The 16,140-nt window shown below is 38.0% G+C and carries 20 protein-coding genes and 1 pseudogene; 19 read left to right on the top strand and 2 right to left on the bottom strand.

Annotated features, from left to right (window positions below):
* The first annotated feature begins 40 nt into the window (after nt 1-40).
* The 15 genes from N9R04_RS07940 (at nt 41) to N9R04_RS07870 (ending at nt 12,180) form a co-directional block, all read left to right on the top strand.
* Entirely contained in the window at nt 41-1,072 is a 1,032-nt protein-coding gene (locus N9R04_RS07940; protein ID WP_262856221.1) for an L-threonylcarbamoyladenylate synthase, read from the top strand.
* The gene (locus tag N9R04_RS07935; RefSeq protein ID WP_262856219.1) at nt 1,069-1,488 is read left to right on the top strand and encodes a low molecular weight protein arginine phosphatase; all 420 of its coding nucleotides are present in this window, start codon (nt 1,069-1,071) and stop codon (nt 1,486-1,488) included. The genes N9R04_RS07940 and N9R04_RS07935 overlap by 4 nt, the downstream gene beginning before the upstream one ends.
* Nucleotides 1,489-1,635: 147 nt before the next feature.
* Nucleotides 1,636-2,160, top strand: a complete 525-nt coding sequence (locus N9R04_RS07930; protein WP_262856217.1) for a TIGR01440 family protein — start codon at nt 1,636-1,638, stop codon at nt 2,158-2,160.
* A gap of 20 nt (nt 2,161-2,180) precedes the next feature.
* The gene (gene glyA / locus N9R04_RS07925) at nt 2,181-3,419 is read left to right on the top strand and encodes a serine hydroxymethyltransferase (protein WP_262856215.1); all 1,239 of its coding nucleotides are present in this window, start codon (nt 2,181-2,183) and stop codon (nt 3,417-3,419) included.
* 18 nt (nt 3,420-3,437) lie between these two features.
* Nucleotides 3,438-4,067, top strand: coding sequence for a uracil phosphoribosyltransferase (gene upp, locus N9R04_RS07920; RefSeq protein WP_262856214.1), 630 nt, complete (start codon nt 3,438-3,440; stop codon nt 4,065-4,067).
* 20 nt (nt 4,068-4,087) lie between these two features.
* A complete protein-coding gene (gene wecB, locus N9R04_RS07915) occupies nt 4,088-5,221 on the top strand; it encodes a non-hydrolyzing UDP-N-acetylglucosamine 2-epimerase (RefSeq protein ID WP_262856212.1) in 1,134 nt (377 codons plus the stop codon).
* Between the two features lie 160 nt (nt 5,222-5,381).
* Complete coding sequence (locus tag N9R04_RS07910) at nt 5,382-5,732, top strand: ATP synthase subunit I (protein WP_262856211.1); 351 nt, start codon at nt 5,382-5,384, stop codon at nt 5,730-5,732.
* Between the two features lie 23 nt (nt 5,733-5,755).
* The gene (gene atpB, locus N9R04_RS07905) at nt 5,756-6,484 is read left to right on the top strand and encodes a F0F1 ATP synthase subunit A (RefSeq protein ID WP_262856208.1); all 729 of its coding nucleotides are present in this window, start codon (nt 5,756-5,758) and stop codon (nt 6,482-6,484) included.
* Nucleotides 6,485-6,520: 36 nt separating this feature from the next.
* The gene (atpE, locus tag N9R04_RS07900; RefSeq protein WP_002471666.1) at nt 6,521-6,733 is read left to right on the top strand and encodes a F0F1 ATP synthase subunit C; all 213 of its coding nucleotides are present in this window, start codon (nt 6,521-6,523) and stop codon (nt 6,731-6,733) included.
* A 97-nt stretch (nt 6,734-6,830) separates the two neighbouring features.
* Complete coding sequence (locus N9R04_RS07895; protein ID WP_262856206.1) at nt 6,831-7,352, top strand: F0F1 ATP synthase subunit B; 522 nt, start codon at nt 6,831-6,833, stop codon at nt 7,350-7,352.
* On the top strand, nt 7,352-7,891 hold the full coding sequence (locus tag N9R04_RS07890) for a F0F1 ATP synthase subunit delta (protein WP_262856205.1): 540 nt from the start codon (nt 7,352-7,354) through the stop codon (nt 7,889-7,891). Before N9R04_RS07895 ends, N9R04_RS07890 begins: the two co-directional genes overlap by 1 nt.
* A gap of 24 nt (nt 7,892-7,915) precedes the next feature.
* On the top strand, nt 7,916-9,424 hold the full coding sequence (gene atpA / locus N9R04_RS07885) for a F0F1 ATP synthase subunit alpha (RefSeq protein ID WP_262856204.1): 1,509 nt from the start codon (nt 7,916-7,918) through the stop codon (nt 9,422-9,424).
* Nucleotides 9,425-9,455: 31 nt separating this feature from the next.
* Nucleotides 9,456-10,322 (top strand): ATP synthase F1 subunit gamma, encoded by an 867-nt coding sequence (atpG, locus tag N9R04_RS07880; RefSeq protein ID WP_262856203.1) that lies wholly within the window; start codon nt 9,456-9,458, stop codon nt 10,320-10,322.
* Between the two features lie 20 nt (nt 10,323-10,342).
* Nucleotides 10,343-11,755 (top strand): F0F1 ATP synthase subunit beta, encoded by a 1,413-nt coding sequence (gene atpD, locus N9R04_RS07875; protein WP_262856202.1) that lies wholly within the window; start codon nt 10,343-10,345, stop codon nt 11,753-11,755.
* Between the two features lie 20 nt (nt 11,756-11,775).
* Nucleotides 11,776-12,180, top strand: a complete 405-nt coding sequence (locus tag N9R04_RS07870; protein WP_262856200.1) for a F0F1 ATP synthase subunit epsilon — start codon at nt 11,776-11,778, stop codon at nt 12,178-12,180.
* A 41-nt stretch (nt 12,181-12,221) separates the two neighbouring features.
* Here N9R04_RS07870 and N9R04_RS11480 read toward each other — a convergent pair.
* Nucleotides 12,222-12,437: pseudogene (locus tag N9R04_RS11480) on the bottom strand (IS110 family transposase); the annotation flags it as partial.
* 149 nt (nt 12,438-12,586) lie between these two features.
* Between N9R04_RS11480 and N9R04_RS07865 the strand changes: the two are divergent.
* The 3 genes from N9R04_RS07865 (at nt 12,587) to fabZ (ending at nt 14,732) form a co-directional block, all read left to right on the top strand.
* Nucleotides 12,587-12,820 (top strand): DUF1146 family protein, encoded by a 234-nt coding sequence (locus N9R04_RS07865; protein ID WP_262856198.1) that lies wholly within the window; start codon nt 12,587-12,589, stop codon nt 12,818-12,820.
* Nucleotides 12,821-12,989: 169 nt separating this feature from the next.
* Entirely contained in the window at nt 12,990-14,255 is a 1,266-nt protein-coding gene (gene murA, locus N9R04_RS07860; protein WP_262856194.1) for a UDP-N-acetylglucosamine 1-carboxyvinyltransferase, read from the top strand.
* A 33-nt stretch (nt 14,256-14,288) separates the two neighbouring features.
* Nucleotides 14,289-14,732: a 3-hydroxyacyl-ACP dehydratase FabZ gene (gene fabZ, locus N9R04_RS07855; protein WP_262856190.1), complete on the top strand. Its 444-nt coding sequence runs from the start codon at nt 14,289-14,291 to the stop codon at nt 14,730-14,732.
* Nucleotides 14,733-14,789: 57 nt separating this feature from the next.
* Here the strand turns inward: fabZ and N9R04_RS07850 are convergent, their stop codons facing one another.
* Nucleotides 14,790-15,230 carry a YwpF-like family protein gene (locus N9R04_RS07850; protein ID WP_262856189.1) on the bottom strand — a complete coding sequence of 147 codons (441 nt, stop codon included), beginning with the start codon at nt 15,228-15,230 and terminating at the stop codon, nt 14,790-14,792.
* Nucleotides 15,231-15,421: 191 nt separating this feature from the next.
* On the opposite strand from N9R04_RS07850, the gene N9R04_RS07845 reads away from it, so the two are divergent.
* Nucleotides 15,422-15,841 (top strand): single-stranded DNA-binding protein, encoded by a 420-nt coding sequence (locus tag N9R04_RS07845; RefSeq protein ID WP_262856188.1) that lies wholly within the window; start codon nt 15,422-15,424, stop codon nt 15,839-15,841.
* The last annotated feature ends 299 nt before the right edge of the window (nt 15,842-16,140 follow it).

The raw sequence follows: 16,140 nt of genomic DNA, 5'->3' as shown, positions 1-16,140 counted from the left end.
GTATCAAATTTTACAGTGAATATAGAAAGGAGGTAGCGAAATGGATACTCGAATTTGGGACATGAGAGAGCAAATCGCCCCTCAAGAATTAGAAGAGATTAAATCTATTCTGCAGGAGGATGGTTTAATAGTTATTCCTACAGAAACAGTATATGGATTAGGGGGCAATGCGCTAAGTGATGTGGCGACCCAAAAAATATACGAGGCAAAGGGACGCCCATCTGATAACCCGCTCATAGTACATATTCATAACACAAAGCAATTAAAGGATATCGTTTCAAACCTTCCTGAAAAGGTCGAGAGATTAATGGAGGCATTTTGGCCTGGTCCTATTTCATTTATTTTACCACTTCAAAAAGGCTATCTATGTGAGCGAGTATCAGGGGGATTGGATTCTATCGCGGTTCGTATGCCTAGCCATAATGTCGGAAGAAGAATCTTAGAGCATGTTGACTTGCCCATTGCTGCACCAAGCGCTAATTTGAGTGGACGTCCTTCACCGACGCAATTTGAACATGCCTATGAAGATCTCAATGGTCGCGTGGAAGGTATAGTTAACGGCGATCGAAGTGAAGAGGGTTTAGAGAGCACGGTGTTAGATTGTACGAGTTTCCCTTATTATATAGCCCGCCCGGGAGCGATTACTCGCACTATGATTGAAGCTATCATACCGAACAGTATTAGAGGAGAAAGTCAAATGAAGAACGGTCAACCTATTGCACCGGGGATGAAATATAAACATTATGCTCCAGATACTCCTGTCACGGTAATAACGCAACTTAATCGTAAAGTTAAAGACGCTGAAAAGTGGTCAGATGTAGTTTTCGCAGTGCCTGATTCTCTGCGTGATTATCTTCCTGAATCGAGTCATTTTATCAGTTTGTGCGAAGATGAAACTGATATTAAAACAGCAAATCAGCGTTTGTATCAAATATTACATCACCTAGATACTAATGATAATTACTACCGCGCTTATGTTTATGGTTTCGATAAAGAAATAGCAGCAGAAGCATTTATGAATCGACTGTTGAAAGCTGCTAACTACGATATAGTCACAGGTGATCATTTATGAGAATAATATTTGTTTGTACAGGCAATACATGTAGAAGTCCGATGGCAGAAAGTTTAGGTTCATATTATCTACCTGAGCATCGTATCGAATCTAGAGGATTGTTTGCTATGGAGGGTGACCCTATCTCACATCATAGCAAATCGCTTCTTGAGCAGATGGGTTTACCCATACCTACGTTTGCGCAGCCACTACAGCAATCTGATTTGGAAGCGGATTATATCTTTACTATGACAGCAGCACATAAACAGCTGATTCTGAATAACTATAGTGGTAAAGCGAATGTTTATACTTTGAACGAGTTCGTAAATATCAATGGAGAAATAGCCGATCCTATCGGTGGTGATTCACAGATCTATCTTGAAACCTTTAATCAGCTTAAACAAGCTATTGTAAAGCTCAAAGTAATGCTCAACTAATCGATTATAAAAGTAGGGAAGGTTTATGATAATAGTATAAGTCACTGTCTAAATAAGTTATAATAATAGATGTATAGCTTAAGGCTATCGGATTTATCTTTAAAGTTCGCTACTATTTAAATGTGTTTAAACAATTGAGGTGGGAGTATGAAAACATTAGATTTACTCTTAGAAGATTTAAAATCTCAAAGCTTTTTTAATGCTGATGAGTTATGTATTGTTGGGTGTTCTACTTCCGAAGTTATCGGTCACCAAATCGGAACGGTAGGTTCCATGGATATTGCCAAGGAAATCTATGATGCTTTAAAGAAGATAGAAAAAGAAACAGGTGTACACTTTGTGTTCCAAGGTTGTGAACATATTAATCGGGCTATCACTATAGAACGTCGTGATTTCAATCCTCTTACTATGGAAGAGGTGACGGTTGTACCGGATGTACATGCTGGCGGAAGTTTAGCTACCTATGCCTACCAACATATGGAGGATCCTTTGGTTGTCGAGAGAATTCAGGTGCCGAAGGGTATCGACATAGGTCAAACGCTCATTGGTATGCATATTTCACACGTGGCAATTCCGGTCAGAACGGCTATAAAGCAAATAGGTGAAGCGATAGTTACGATAGCTTCTTCTCGACCTAAAAAAATCGGTGGCGAACGAGCAAAATATAACTGATACAGAAAAGGGGTTATCTTATGTCATTTATCAAAGAACAAGACAAGGAAATCTACGATGTGATTCAAAATGAATTTAATCGACAAAATAACAATATTGAATTGATTGCTTCTGAGAACTTTGTATCTGAAGCGGTAATGGAAGCACAGGGTTCTGTATTAACGAATAAGTATGCTGAAGGCTATCCTGGTCGTAGATATTATGGAGGTTGTGGCTATGTTGATGTCTCCGAACAGTTAGCTATCGATCGAGCTAAAAAATTGTTCGGTGCTGAACATGTCAATGTCCAACCTCACTCAGGCTCTCAAGCTAATATGGCTGTTTATCTTGTTGCTTTAGAACATGGAGATACTGTATTAGGTATGAATCTGAGTCAAGGTGGTCATTTGACACATGGAGCGCCAGTAAACTTTAGTGGGCAATTCTATAATTTTGTAGAGTATGGTGTTGATAAAGAAACAGAACGCATCGATTACGATGAAGTGTTGAAAATTGCTAAACAACATCAACCGAAACTCATAGTAGCAGGTGCATCAGCTTATTCTCGAGAAATTGATTTCAAGAGATTTAAAGAAATAGCTGATGAAGTTGGAGCAAAACTGATGGTTGATATGGCGCATATCGCTGGCCTAGTTGCTGCGGGACTGCATTCAAACCCCGTTGAGTATGCTGACTTTGTTACTACAACCACGCATAAAACATTAAGAGGTCCTCGCGGTGGTATGATACTATGCAAAGAAGAATACAAGAAAGAAATTAACAAAACTATCTTCCCTGGTATTCAAGGTGGTCCTCTTGAACATGTGATTGCAGCGAAGGCCGTTGCTTTAGGCGAGGCACTGCAACCTGAATTTAAAGCTTATCAACAACAAGTTATTAAGAATGCTCAAGCCTTGGCGGAGACACTACAAGATGAAGGCTGTCGTATCGTTTCGAAAGGTACAGATAACCATCTTGTATGTGTTGATATTAAGGGCTCACTTGGTCTCACAGGTAAGCAAGCAGAAGAAGTGTTAGATGAAATTGGTATTACTTGCAATAAGAACACTATTCCTTTTGACCAGGAAAAAGCCTTCGTCACAAGTGGTTTAAGACTAGGTACGCCAGCTGCAACGACTAGAGGCTTTGATGAAGATGCATTTAGAGAAGTAGGTCGAATTATAAGTTATGTGTTAAAAGACCATGACAATGCTGAAGTGCTACAAGAAGGGAAAGAAAGAGTGCGAACTTTAACAGCTCAATACCCTTTATATAATTAATAACGGAGGAAAGAAATAATGGGCAACGTTCACGTATTTGATCATCCACTTATTCAACATAAACTAAGCTATATTCGCGATTCACGTACAGGTACAAAAGAATTTAGAGAGCTTGTAGATGAAGTGGGCATGCTTATGGCTTACGAAGTCACGCGAGATTTAGAGTTACAAGAGGTTGAGATTAACACGCCGGTAACGAAAGCTAAAGCCAAGCGCTTATCTGGAAAGAAACTTGCCTTTGTACCTATCCTTCGAGCAGGCTTAGGAATGACACAAGGTATTCTCAATTTAGTTCCTGCAGCACGTGTCGGGCACGTCGGACTATATCGTGATCCAGAGACGTTAGAAGCGGTAGAATATTTCGTCAAATTGCCTCAAGATATCGAAGAGAGAGAAATTATTGTGGTCGATCCTATGTTAGCTACAGGTTCATCCGCAATCGAGGCGATTAACTCTCTTAAAAAGAGAGGTGCGAAGCATATACGCTTCATGTGCCTCATAGCGGCCCCAGAGGGTGTGAATAAACTTAAAGAAGCACATGACGATGTCAACATTTTCATAGCCGCTCTTGACGAGAAACTAGATGACAATGCCTATATTATTCCCGGTCTTGGAGATGCTGGGGACAGATTGTTTGGAACTAAATAGATAGCTTAGGAGTGGCAAGAATGAAGAGGATAATGACTGTATTTGGTACACGTCCTGAAGCGGTGAAAATGGCACCACTTATTCGCGCATTAAAAAATGACGAAGAGCTCGATCCTATCGTTGTGGTTACTGCACAACATCGAGAGATGCTAGATTCTGTCTTGCAAACCTTTAAACTCACGCCGGACTATGATTTAAACATCATGAAACCTAACCAATCATTATCAGAAATAACTGCAAACATACTATCACAACTCGATAAAGTATTCGATGAAGCGCAACCAGATATGGTGTTGGTCCATGGAGACACGATGTCTACCTTTGCGGGCAGTTTAGCAGCACTCTATAAAGAGATACCAATAGGACATGTAGAAGCAGGGCTGAGAACATGGGATAAACACTCGCCATTTCCTGAGGAGATGAATCGACAAATGGTTGGAGTAATGGCTGATATTAACTTTGCGCCAACGCAGAAGGCTGCGGAGAATCTGGTAGAAGAGAATAAGCCTAAAGAGAGCATCGTCATTACAGGTAATACGGCCATTGATGCTATGAATTATACACTTAGCGATAACTATCAGTCCGAAGTCATCACGAAACATTCGGGGCAAAAGGTTATTCTACTCACGGCGCATCGTAGAGAGAATATCGGAGAACCCATGGCAAATATCTTTGAAGCTGTAAGAGAAATAGCAGATCAGTATAAAGATATCACTATTGTTTACCCTGTACATAAAAATCCTAAGGTGAGAGAATTAGCGCAGCACTATTTGTCTCATCATGAACGTATTGAACTCATAGAACCGCTAGAGGTAGCTGATTTCCATAACTTTGCAAATCAAGCCTACTTGATATTAACAGATTCTGGCGGAGTCCAAGAAGAAATGCCTTCCTTAGGAAAACCGGTACTTGTATTAAGAGATACCACTGAAAGACCTGAAGGGGTTGAAGCTGGCACGCTAAAAATAGTAGGAACTGCCAAAAATTATATAGTAGAAGAGTTAAGCAAGCTTATTGATCATGAAGATGCCTATCAATCGATGGCAAAAGCTAATAACCCTTACGGCGATGGACTTGCTTCTTCAAGAATTGTTGGTCATATTAAGTACTACTTTGGATTGACAAATTCAAAACCGCGCCCATTTTCCTCATAGAAATAGTGGGGAGATGTGACAAATTAATGACTATTAATTTTTGATAAAGAGAAAAATTATAATGGAATTGACACATTTTTCCCCCTATATTATTATTAAAACTATGTGAGTGGAACGGTTTTCAATACGGATTTTTTCGAGAGGAAAGAGGCTTCAAAAATTGAAACGTTTCTACGTCATTTTTCAACAATTTATTCAATACTACCTGTATGCTATTATTGTACTGGGTATTGTGCTTTTTTTCACAAACTCACCATTTATATTAGGCTTGATATTAGGTCTCACAGGCTCACTGATCAACACATTCATATTTGAATATTACCTTGCACGTAGCAAGAGTAAAGACTCTATACATATTTCAACGGGCAGCATATGGAGATATTTAACAGTGTTTGTAGTCTGTGTTATATGGTTCCTTTTTAAAGATCACATTAATATTTTTGGTGTAGTCATCGGTCTAATTATTTCATATCTGTTAACTATATTTAGACCTTTCTATCTTACAAAATAGTATTATTAGAAAGAGGTGAGTTTATGGAACACGGTCATCCTCTTGTCACATGGAAACTCTTCGGATTCGACATCATTTTCGATTTATCTTCCATTTTAATGATGGTAGTCACCGCGCTTATTGTTTTTATTATCGCAATCATATGTACTCGAAATCTGAAGAAACGTCCCACAGGCAAGCAGAACTTTATCGAATGGGTGTTTGACTTTGTAAGAGGCGTTATTGAAAGCAACATGGCTTGGAAGAACGGCGGACGCTTCCACTTCTTAGCTGTGACGCTAATCATGTTTATATTTATTGGAAATATGCTGGGACTACCAATGAGTATCGCTTCTAAGAATAATAATTTATGGTGGAAATCACCTACAGCTGATCCAACAGTCACTTTAACTTTATCGACTTTGGTCGTCTTACTCACACATTTCTACGGTGTTAAAGTTAAAGGTGGCGCTAGATATATGGCTGATTATGCTAAACCCATGTGGCCTCTTATAATCATCAACTTATTCGAGGAGTTTACATCTACCTTAACATTAGGGTTGCGTTTGTACGGTAATATATTTGCCGGCGAACTATTACTAGGTTTGCTTTCAGCCTTAATATTCCAACAACCTGCTTGGGGTTGGATTATAGGTTTACCTGGTCTTATTTTATGGCAAGGATTCTCTATCTTTGTCGGTACAATCCAAGCATATATTTTTCTTATGCTTGCAATGGTATACATGTCTCACAAAGTACAAAGTGATCATTAATAAGAATTTTATTTATAATTAGGAGGATTTAATAGTATGAATTTAATAGCAGCAGCAATCGCAATCGGTTTATCAGCATTAGGTGCAGGTATAGGTAACGGTCTTATTGTATCAAGAACAGTAGAAGGTGTAGCTCGTCAACCAGAAGCACGTGGACAATTAATGTCAATTATGTTCATCGGTATCGGTCTAGTTGAGGCATTGCCTATCCTCGGTCTTGTAATTTCATTCATCGTAATGTCTAGATAATTACATTTACTGTACAGGCGAAGTCAATCGACTTTCGCCATTCATTTTTGTTTAATTGCATTACGGCTAATACGAATGAAAGGAGTGTACTGGGGAAGTGACGGCGATTACTAACAACTTTGTAGCTGGGGCAGCGAATGTTCCACAGTGGGGGACAGTTGCTGTAACTCTACTTACTTTTATAATACTGCTTCTCTTACTTAAGAAATTTGCTTGGGGTCCATTGAAAGAAGTCATGGATCAGCGTGAACGAGATATCAATAAAGATATCGATGATGCTGAAGAAGCCAAAGCGCGTGCTAAGCAATTAGAAGAGAAAAATGAACAAACTTTAAAAGAAACTCAAGCAGAAGTGCATAAAATTATTGAGGATGCAAAAGTCCAAGCGCGTAAGCAACAAGAAGAGATCATTCATGAAGCTAACGTTCGTGCTAACGGCATGATAGAAACTGCACAAAATGAAATTAATAGTGAAAAAGAGCGTGCATTAGCAGATATAAACAATCAGGTCTCTGAATTGTCAGTACTTATAGCTTCTAAAGTGCTTCATAAGGAAATATCTGAACAAGATCAAAAAGCACTAGTTGAAAAGTATATTAAAGAGGCAGGGGATAAATAATGGCGAAAATACCTCAGAAATATGCTAAAGCCTTATTTGATGTAGCGACTGGATACCGTCTGCTTGACGATCTCTACGAAGAATTCTCTGTTATCCATGAAGCTACAGTGCCTTATATAAATGCACTAAGAGATTTAGATGAAGATCCTGCTAAAGATGTACAACAACGACGTAGTTTCGTCTCAGATGTCTACGGAGCAGTTAATGTATACATTAAGAATATGCTTTACATTTTAGCTGACAACCGTCATCTAAGTTATATATCAGATGTATTTGAAGCATTTCAAGCTTTATATAACCAACATAAAAATCAAGATTTTGCAGTAATTGAGTCAGTTTATGAATTATCTGAAGATGAAATCGAACGCTTATCAGAAGTCATTAAACAACAGACTCATTTAGATCACCTCATCGTTACAAATAAAGTTAACCCTTCTCTTATAGGCGGTATTAGAGCTACAGTTAACACTAAAGTAATGGATGCAAGTGTTCAAAATGACCTAAGAAATTTAGAAAAGCAATTTATTAGAGTGAATTAATTTATAGAAGAAGGAGTGACATAGATGGCCATTAAAGCTGAAGAAATCAGTGCTTTATTACGCTCACAAATTGAGAATTATGAGTCGGAAATGTCGGTGACTGATGTCGGTACCGTACTACAAATTGGTGATGGTATCGCACTCATCCACGGTTTAAACGATGTCATGGCTGGTGAGCTTGTAGAATTCAAAAGCGGCGTACTAGGTTTAGCTCAAAACTTAGAAGAATCTAATGTCGGTGTCGTTATTTTAGGGCCATATGATGATATAAGTGAAGGCGATGAAGTTAAACGTACTGGTAGAATTATGGAGGTACCAGTAGGTGACGAACTCATCGGCCGTGTTGTTAATCCATTGGGACAACCAATAGATGGTCAAGGTCCAATCCATACAGACAAAACGCGTCCCGTTGAAAAGAAAGCTACGGGTGTAATGGATCGTAAATCAGTAGATGAGCCATTACAAACAGGTATTAAGGCAATTGATGCTCTCGTGCCAATTGGTAAAGGACAACGTGAATTAATAATTGGTGACCGTCAAACTGGTAAGACAACAATTGCAATTGATACTATTCTTAACCAACATGACCAAGATACAATTTGTATTTATGTAGCTATCGGTCAAAAAGAATCGACTGTTCGTGCTAATGTTGAGAAACTACGCCAAGCTGGAGCGTTAGATTACACAATAATCGTCTCAGCTTCTGCCTCTGAACCGTCACCAATGTTATATATTGCGCCATATGCTGGTGTTACTATGGGTGAAGAATTTATGTTCCAAGGCAAAGATGTACTCATAGTTTATGATGACTTAACTAAACAAGCATCAGCGTATCGTGAGCTATCTTTACTTTTACGTCGTCCGCCTGGTCGTGAAGCTTATCCAGGTGATGTATTCTACCTACATAGTAGATTACTTGAACGTGCTGCTAAGTTGAATGATGAGTTAGGTGGAGGTTCTATTACTGCCTTACCAATCATCGAAACTCAAGCCGGAGATATTTCGGCATACGTACCAACTAACGTTATCTCAATTACAGATGGACAAATCTTCTTACAATCTGATTTATTCTTCTCAGGTGTAAGACCTGCGATTAACGCTGGTCAATCTGTATCACGTGTTGGTGGTTCAGCTCAAATTAAAGCAATGAAAAAAGTAGCAGGTACTTTAAGACTCGATCTCGCTTCATTCCGTGAATTAGAATCATTTGCTCAATTTGGTTCTGATTTAGATGAATTTACAGCTAGTAAACTCGAACGAGGTAAGCGTACAGTAGAAGTACTTAAACAAGATCAAAACAAACCACTGCCTGTTGAACATCAAGTGTTAATTATCTACACGTTAACGAAAGGTTATTTAGATGATATTCCAACAGAAGATATCACTCGTTTCGAAAGTGAATTTAACGAGTGGGCTAAAGTAAATGCAAGTGACCTTTTAAATGAAATCAGAACATCAGGAGCATTACCTGAGGATGCTAAATTTGAACAAGCTATAAATGAATTCAAACGAAGCTTCAGTGTTTCAGAATAATTAACATTTAGAAGATAAAGGTGGTGAGATAATGGCATCTCTTAAGGAAATAGATACTCGTATTAAATCAACGAAAAAAATGAAGCAAATCACTCAAGCAATGAACATGGTTTCGAATGCTAAACTCCGTCGAGCAGAAAAAAATACCAAGCAATTCAAACCTTATATGGATAAGATGCAAGACGCGATTACCGCTGTAGCAGGCGCTAATAAGCAAGCCTCTCATCCTATGCTTGAAGAGCGTGAAGTTAAGAAGAGTGGATATTTAGTTATTACAAGTGATAAGGGTCTAGCAGGTGCTTATAATGCTAACATTCTTAAAAATCTTGTTAACACACTTAATGAGAAACATAGTAGTCAAGATGAATATGAACTACTTGTTATTGGTCAAACAGGTATTGATTTCTTGAAAAATAGAGGTTATACGATTCGTTCTGTCATGACGGAAATACCTGATCAACCTACATTTAAAGATATCCAAGCTATTGCTACTAAGTCAGTTGATTTATTTAGTGATGAGGAAATTGATGAATTAGAGATATTCTTTAGTCATTTTGTTAGTATCTTAGAAAACAAGCCAAGTAAGAAAAAAGTTCTTCCATTATCTCCAGAAGATTCTAGTCTAGGACATGGACAAATGTCTTCTTATGAATTCGAACCAGATAAAGCTTCTATACTGAATGTTATTTTACCTCAGTATGTAGAGAGCTTAATCTACGGTACCATTCTAGATGCTAAAGCAAGTGAACATGCTGCACGTATGACAGCTATGAAAAATGCATCTGATAATGCGAGCGAACTTATTGATGATTTATCACTAGAATATAACCGCGCACGTCAAGCAGCCATTACTCAACAAATTACAGAGATTGTTGGTGGCGCAACTGCATTTGAATAAAACTAAAGGAGGAATACAGAATGGGAGTAGGCCGTGTCACACAAATTATGGGTCCTGTCATAGATGTTCGATTCGAACATAATGAAGTGCCTAACATTAATAACGCGCTTTTCCTTAATGTTGAAAGAGAAGACGGTACACATAAGCTTGCCCTTGAAGTAGCGTTACAATTAGGCGATGATGTTGTTCGTACTATCGCTATGGACTCTACTGACGGCGTCAAACGTGGTGCTGAAGTAACTGACAGTGGTCAAAGTATTAGTGTACCAGTAGGCGAGAAGACCTTAGGACGTGTCTTCAACGTCTTAGGTGAACCTATTGACTTGAACGGTGAGATTGATAGCTCAGCTCGCCGTGATCCAATCCATAGAGAAGCACCTGCATTTGATCAGCTTTCAACTAAAGTTGAGATTTTAGAAACAGGTATTAAAGTTGTAGATCTATTAGCGCCTTATATCAAAGGTGGTAAGATTGGATTATTCGGTGGTGCCGGAGTAGGTAAGACAGTTTTAATTCAAGAATTGATTAATAACATCGCACAAGAACATGGTGGTATTTCAGTATTCGCTGGTGTAGGTGAACGTACACGTGAAGGTAATGATTTATACTATGAAATGAGCGACAGCGGTGTAATTAGCAAAACAGCTATGGTCTTTGGCCAAATGAATGAACCGCCGGGCGCGCGTATGAGAGTAGCATTATCTGGCTTAACTATGGCTGAATATTTCCGTGATGAAGAGGGCCAAGATGTTCTGCTCTTTATCGATAATATCTTCAGATTTACTCAAGCTGGTTCTGAAGTTTCAGCGTTATTAGGCCGTATGCCATCGGCTGTAGGTTACCAACCAACATTAGCAACAGAAATGGGTCAATTACAAGAGAGAATTACATCTACAACTAAAGGTTCTGTAACTTCGATTCAAGCGGTATTCGTACCAGCCGATGACTATACAGACCCAGCGCCAGCTACAGTATTCGCACACTTAGACTCAACAACTAACTTAGAGCGTAAATTAACAGAAATGGGTATTTATCCAGCTGTTGATCCACTTGCTTCTACTTCAAGAGCCTTAGAGCCAGGTGTTGTTGGTGAAGAACATTATGAAGTAGCTCGTGGCGTGCAATCTACATTGCAAAAATATCGTGAATTACAAGATATCATAGCTATTTTAGGTATGGATGAATTATCTGAGGAAGATAAGAAAACAGTTGAACGCGCACGTCGTATTCAATTCTTCTTATCTCAAAACTTCCACGTCGCAGAACAATTTACAGGACAAAAAGGTTCATACGTACCTGTTAAGAAAACAGTAGAAGACTTTAAAGATATTCTTGCTGGTAAATATGATCACATTCCTGAGGATGCTTTCCGTCTTGTTGGTGGAATGGAAGATGTACTTGAAAAAGCAAAAGACATGGGTGTTGAAGTTTAATATATTAGGAGGTATGGATGATGAATGCGTTAAGCCTAAATGTAGTCACTCCTAATGGTTCTGTTTATGAACGTGAAGATGTTAAACTTGCTGTCTTAAAGACAACAGCTGGTGAAATGGGTGTCATGTATGGACATATCCCTACAGTTGCCGCACTTAATATTGGCCACGTCAAAGTTAACTTTGAAAATGGTTCAGAATACATTGCAGTCAGTGAAGGATTTGTAGAAATTAGACAAGATCGATTGTCTATCATAGTTCAAACTGCAGAACCTGCAACTGAAATAGATGTAGCTAGAGCAGAATTAGCTAAATCAAGAGCAGAATCTCATTTGAGTAGTGAAGATGATAGTAGCGATATCTATAGAGCGAAACGTGCCTTGAAACGTGCTAACAATAGAATCCGTGTTGCTAATATGCAATAATATTAATAAATGGGAGCGGGACAGAAATCTTTTCATTCAAATTAGATTTCTATCCCGCTCCCTGTTATTAAGCAATGAATTGTTTTTAATAGTTGATTGATACATGTGACTAACTGCAGTCTTATGAGATTTCTCATTAGGCTGCTTTTTAATTTATAGTAATAATCTATAAATATGATTGTTATAGTGTTGCTGTCGACGATGATATTCATTACAATCCAACCTAATCCTCTTCTAGCTTTTGAGCGCATCTTTTTCTTTGCGATTATCTATTTAATAAATTGTAAAATTAATCTAGTAATTTATAGTTTTATTTATAATTAATCCTAATGCTGATTAAGAAAGTATCATTTCAATGCTGATTCATGTACAATAATATAGAAAGAAAGTTGCAAGGAGCATACTTATGAACTTTTTAGGTCAATTCGCCCTTATTCACATTGTTTTACATGTCGTATGTATATGTATGGCTTATTGGGCATTACATTCATTACGTTTAGACCAATTATTTAAAAAAGGGTATCCAGCACAAGTATTAGTAACAATGATATTCTTGGCTATTTTATTAGGTACTGCAGTAAGTAATTTTATTGTAGATTTACTAGAATTTTCAACCCAGATTAAATATATACTCAATTAACTTATCTGCAGTTGAATAAAGATTATAATCTACAAATTGTTAAAACTTAAGAAGGACAGATAATCATCCTAGATATAAAGTACTTTCTAACATCTATATCTAATGAATAACGTTATATTCAAGCGATAAAGGGTAAGCAATGGAATAGGAATAAAGTGGAGGATTTATGATGGATAAGATAGTAATTAACGGTGGTAATAAATTAGAAGGAGAGGTCAAGGTTTCAGGTGCTAAAAACGCTGTGTTACCAGTGTTAACTGCCTCTTTGTTAGCAAGTAAAGGACAAAGTATACTTCGCAATGTACCTGCTTTAAGTGATGTAGCAACGATTAACAATGTACTCTCTACACTTAATGCAGATGTCTCTTACGATATCAAGAATGAGAGTGTGACAGTGGATGCAACGCAAACTCTCAATGAAGAAGCACCGTATGAATACGTAAGTAAAATGCGTGCAAGCATATTAGTTATGGGCCCCTTATTAGCTCGATTAGGGCATGCCAAAGTAGCTTTACCAGGAGGTTGCGCTATAGGTTCTAGACCTATCGAACAACATATTAAAGGGTTTGAAGAGCTTGGCGCAGAAATTCATATGGAGAATGGCTTTATATATGCTAATGCGAAACATGGCTTAAAGGGTACAACGATTCACCTCGACTTTCCGAGTGTAGGTGCGACTCAAAACATCGTGATGGCTGCTTCGTTAGCACAGGGTAAGACGGTAATAGAAAATGTAGCTAGAGAACCAGAAATAGTAGATTTAGCTAATTATATTAATGAGATGGGAGGCAACGTCTTAGGTGCCGGTACAGATACTATTACCATACAAGGTGTCGACGAATTGCATGGTGTTGACCATGCCATTATACCGGATCGAATTGAGGCAGGCACTCTTCTCATAGCTGGAGCTATTACCCGCGGAAGCATACTCGTTAAAGGGGCTATTAAAGAGCATATGACGAGCCTTGTTTATAAGCTAGAAGAAATGGGTGTCAATTTAGATTATCAGGATGATGCTATTCACGTCTCTGCTGATGGAGATTTAAAACCAGTAGATATTAAAACCCTGCCACATCCTGGATTTCCTACCGATATGCAATCACAGATGATGGCTTTATTGCTCACTGCAGAAGGGCACAAAGTAATCACTGAAACCGTATTTGAGAATCGCTTTATGCACGTAGGGGAATTCAAACGTATGAGTGCTAATATTTCTGTTGAAGGGCGTAGCGCTAAACTGGAAGGTAAAAGTCATCTTCAGGGTGCTACAGTGAAAGCTACTGACTTAAGAGCTGCAGCAGCTCTCATTCTAGCTGGTTTAGTAGCAGATGGCACAACGCAAGTGACTGAATTAAAACATTTAGATCGTGGATACGTTGATTTACATGGTAAATTACAATCTTTAGGCGCGGATATTCAACGCGTTAATGATTAATAGAGAAAATGAAGAACTACAGGAGGACATATCATGGAAACAATTTTCGATTATAATCAAATTAAAGAAATCATTCCTCATAGACAACCTTTTTTACTGATAGATAAAGTGGTTGAATATGAAGCAGGACAACGATGTGTAAGTATCAAGCAAGTTTCTGGAAATGAGCCTTTCTTTCAAGGACACTTCCCTCAATACGCAGTTATGCCCGGCGTACTTATAACGGAAGCTTTAGCACAAACAGGGGCTGTTGCGCTGTTAAATAATGAAGCGAATAGAGGCAAATTAGCATTATTTGCAGGTATTGACAAATGTCGCTTCAAACGACAAGTGACACCTGGTGATACTTTACGTCTTGAAGTTGAAATAACTAAGATGAAAGGACCGATTGGTAAAGGTACAGCTAAAGCTACTGTTGAAGGTGAAGTAGCTTGTAGTTGTGAATTGACTTTTGCTTTACAGGATCCTGAACAATAATAAGGGAGCGGGACAGAAATCATTTTAGTCAAATTAGATTTCTGTCCCGCTTACGTTTTAGTTGTTCGTTTTTTCATCTTTAAGTTTAGGTTTAGATTTCATCATTCTATTAAATGTTTTCTTCAATTCTTCACCGGACAGTCCATCGTCTATGAGTTGGTTGAGTAAACTTTCTGCATAAACCTGTCTTAAGGTATAGATGTGACATTCGAACACAACGGATATAGAATGTGTTAATTCTGTTATATTTTTGATACTGGCTTCAAATAGAGCAGGGTCATTTGATGGACGTGTAATGACAACACGAATATCTAGTAAAGCTTCTTCCTCTTGATATTGCTTCATTGCTTCAAGGTGAGCATCCGAAATTACAATTTCCAATAACCAGCCTGTGCCACTATTCTCTTTATTGATGATGACGCCATCTTCAAGTTCAAACTCAGTTAATCTTCCTTGTTTAGATACTATTTGAAAGCGTACAGCTTTAAATGTTTTCATCGTCTCACATCCAATTGATTTTTTTAAAAATATACGATTTAACATATTATGATTTTATTATAACGCAATATGTCATGTTGAACGAAAAATTTTTAATATCTATAACAATAACGCTCATCATTTAACTCATTAGTGCGTTTTGACTCTTAAATATAGGATAGCATACTATATATGTACTGAGGAGGTGACAAATGATAAATAATATGACTATTGTAGGTCGTTTAACGCGCGACCCACATATATATGATAAGGAGGGAGTTAAGCGAGCGACATTTACTGTTGCAGTTGAACGTAGATATCGCGATAAGGCAAAAGAAAAAGTAGTTGACTACATTTACTGTAAAGCATTTGGTAAGTTAGCTACTAACATTGAAAAGTATCTTACACAAGGTTCCCTTGTAGGTATAACTGGCCAATTGCATTCAAGTAAGTATGAAAAAGAAGGCCAGACGCACTTTGTTACAGAATTAAATATTGAATATATTAGATTTATGTCTCCGAGAAAAAGTACTATCCCAAATTCGATCTCTTCCGATAATAACCCTACTCATTCCATTCCTATACATGAAGAATTATTTATTCATCCTGATGACGCGATTGAAATCACTTAACTAACAATCTCAAGCTAACTTTATATTTCCTAATATTATACTTTGTGGACTGAGGCTGGGACATAATGTAATGTCTCAGCCTCTTCAACATCTCGGCAGTAGATGGCTGATTTGAAAACGCGCTTGTATCAAGCTTTTTTCAATTCTAGCCATCCTTGCCGGGGCGGGACTACGAAATCTTTTTATTTAAATTAGATTTCTGTCCCGCTCCCTCTTTCAGCGTCTTGGCAGTAGATGACTGATTTGAAAATGCGCTTGTATCAAGCTTTTTTCAATTCTAGTCATCCTTGCCGGGGCGG

This window comes from Staphylococcus marylandisciuri, assembly GCF_025519785.1.
GTDB classification, from domain to species: domain Bacteria; phylum Bacillota; class Bacilli; order Staphylococcales; family Staphylococcaceae; genus Staphylococcus; species Staphylococcus marylandisciuri.
The sequence above is the reverse complement of the archived record's forward strand: the minus strand, read 5'-3'. Positions and strand labels throughout refer to the sequence as shown.

Excerpts from the sequence above, each read along its gene's own strand:
- N9R04_RS07865 (WP_262856198.1), top strand. The coding sequence starts at position 12,587 with ATGAACTTTTTAGGTCAATTCGCCCTTATTCACATTGTTTTACATGTC.
- N9R04_RS07940 (WP_262856221.1), top strand. The coding sequence starts at position 41 with ATGGATACTCGAATTTGGGACATGAGAGAGCAAATCGCCCCTCAAGAA.
- upp (WP_262856214.1), top strand. The coding sequence starts at position 3,438 with ATGGGCAACGTTCACGTATTTGATCATCCACTTATTCAACATAAACTA.
- N9R04_RS07930 (WP_262856217.1), top strand. The coding sequence starts at position 1,636 with ATGAAAACATTAGATTTACTCTTAGAAGATTTAAAATCTCAAAGCTTT.
- murA (WP_262856194.1), top strand. The coding sequence starts at position 12,990 with ATGGATAAGATAGTAATTAACGGTGGTAATAAATTAGAAGGAGAGGTC.
- N9R04_RS07845 (WP_262856188.1), top strand. The coding sequence starts at position 15,422 with ATGATAAATAATATGACTATTGTAGGTCGTTTAACGCGCGACCCACAT.
- atpA (WP_262856204.1), top strand. The coding sequence starts at position 7,916 with ATGGCCATTAAAGCTGAAGAAATCAGTGCTTTATTACGCTCACAAATT.
- N9R04_RS07935 (WP_262856219.1), top strand. The coding sequence starts at position 1,069 with ATGAGAATAATATTTGTTTGTACAGGCAATACATGTAGAAGTCCGATG.
- glyA (WP_262856215.1), top strand. The coding sequence starts at position 2,181 with ATGTCATTTATCAAAGAACAAGACAAGGAAATCTACGATGTGATTCAA.
- atpB (WP_262856208.1), top strand. The coding sequence starts at position 5,756 with ATGGAACACGGTCATCCTCTTGTCACATGGAAACTCTTCGGATTCGAC.
- N9R04_RS07890 (WP_262856205.1), top strand. The coding sequence starts at position 7,352 with ATGGCGAAAATACCTCAGAAATATGCTAAAGCCTTATTTGATGTAGCG.
- atpE (WP_002471666.1), top strand. The coding sequence starts at position 6,521 with ATGAATTTAATAGCAGCAGCAATCGCAATCGGTTTATCAGCATTAGGT.
- wecB (WP_262856212.1), top strand. The coding sequence starts at position 4,088 with ATGAAGAGGATAATGACTGTATTTGGTACACGTCCTGAAGCGGTGAAA.
- fabZ (WP_262856190.1), top strand. The coding sequence starts at position 14,289 with ATGGAAACAATTTTCGATTATAATCAAATTAAAGAAATCATTCCTCAT.
- N9R04_RS07870 (WP_262856200.1), top strand. The coding sequence starts at position 11,776 with ATGAATGCGTTAAGCCTAAATGTAGTCACTCCTAATGGTTCTGTTTAT.
- N9R04_RS07850 (WP_262856189.1), bottom strand. The coding sequence starts at position 15,230 with ATGAAAACATTTAAAGCTGTACGCTTTCAAATAGTATCTAAACAAGGA.
- atpD (WP_262856202.1), top strand. The coding sequence starts at position 10,343 with ATGGGAGTAGGCCGTGTCACACAAATTATGGGTCCTGTCATAGATGTT.
- atpG (WP_262856203.1), top strand. The coding sequence starts at position 9,456 with ATGGCATCTCTTAAGGAAATAGATACTCGTATTAAATCAACGAAAAAA.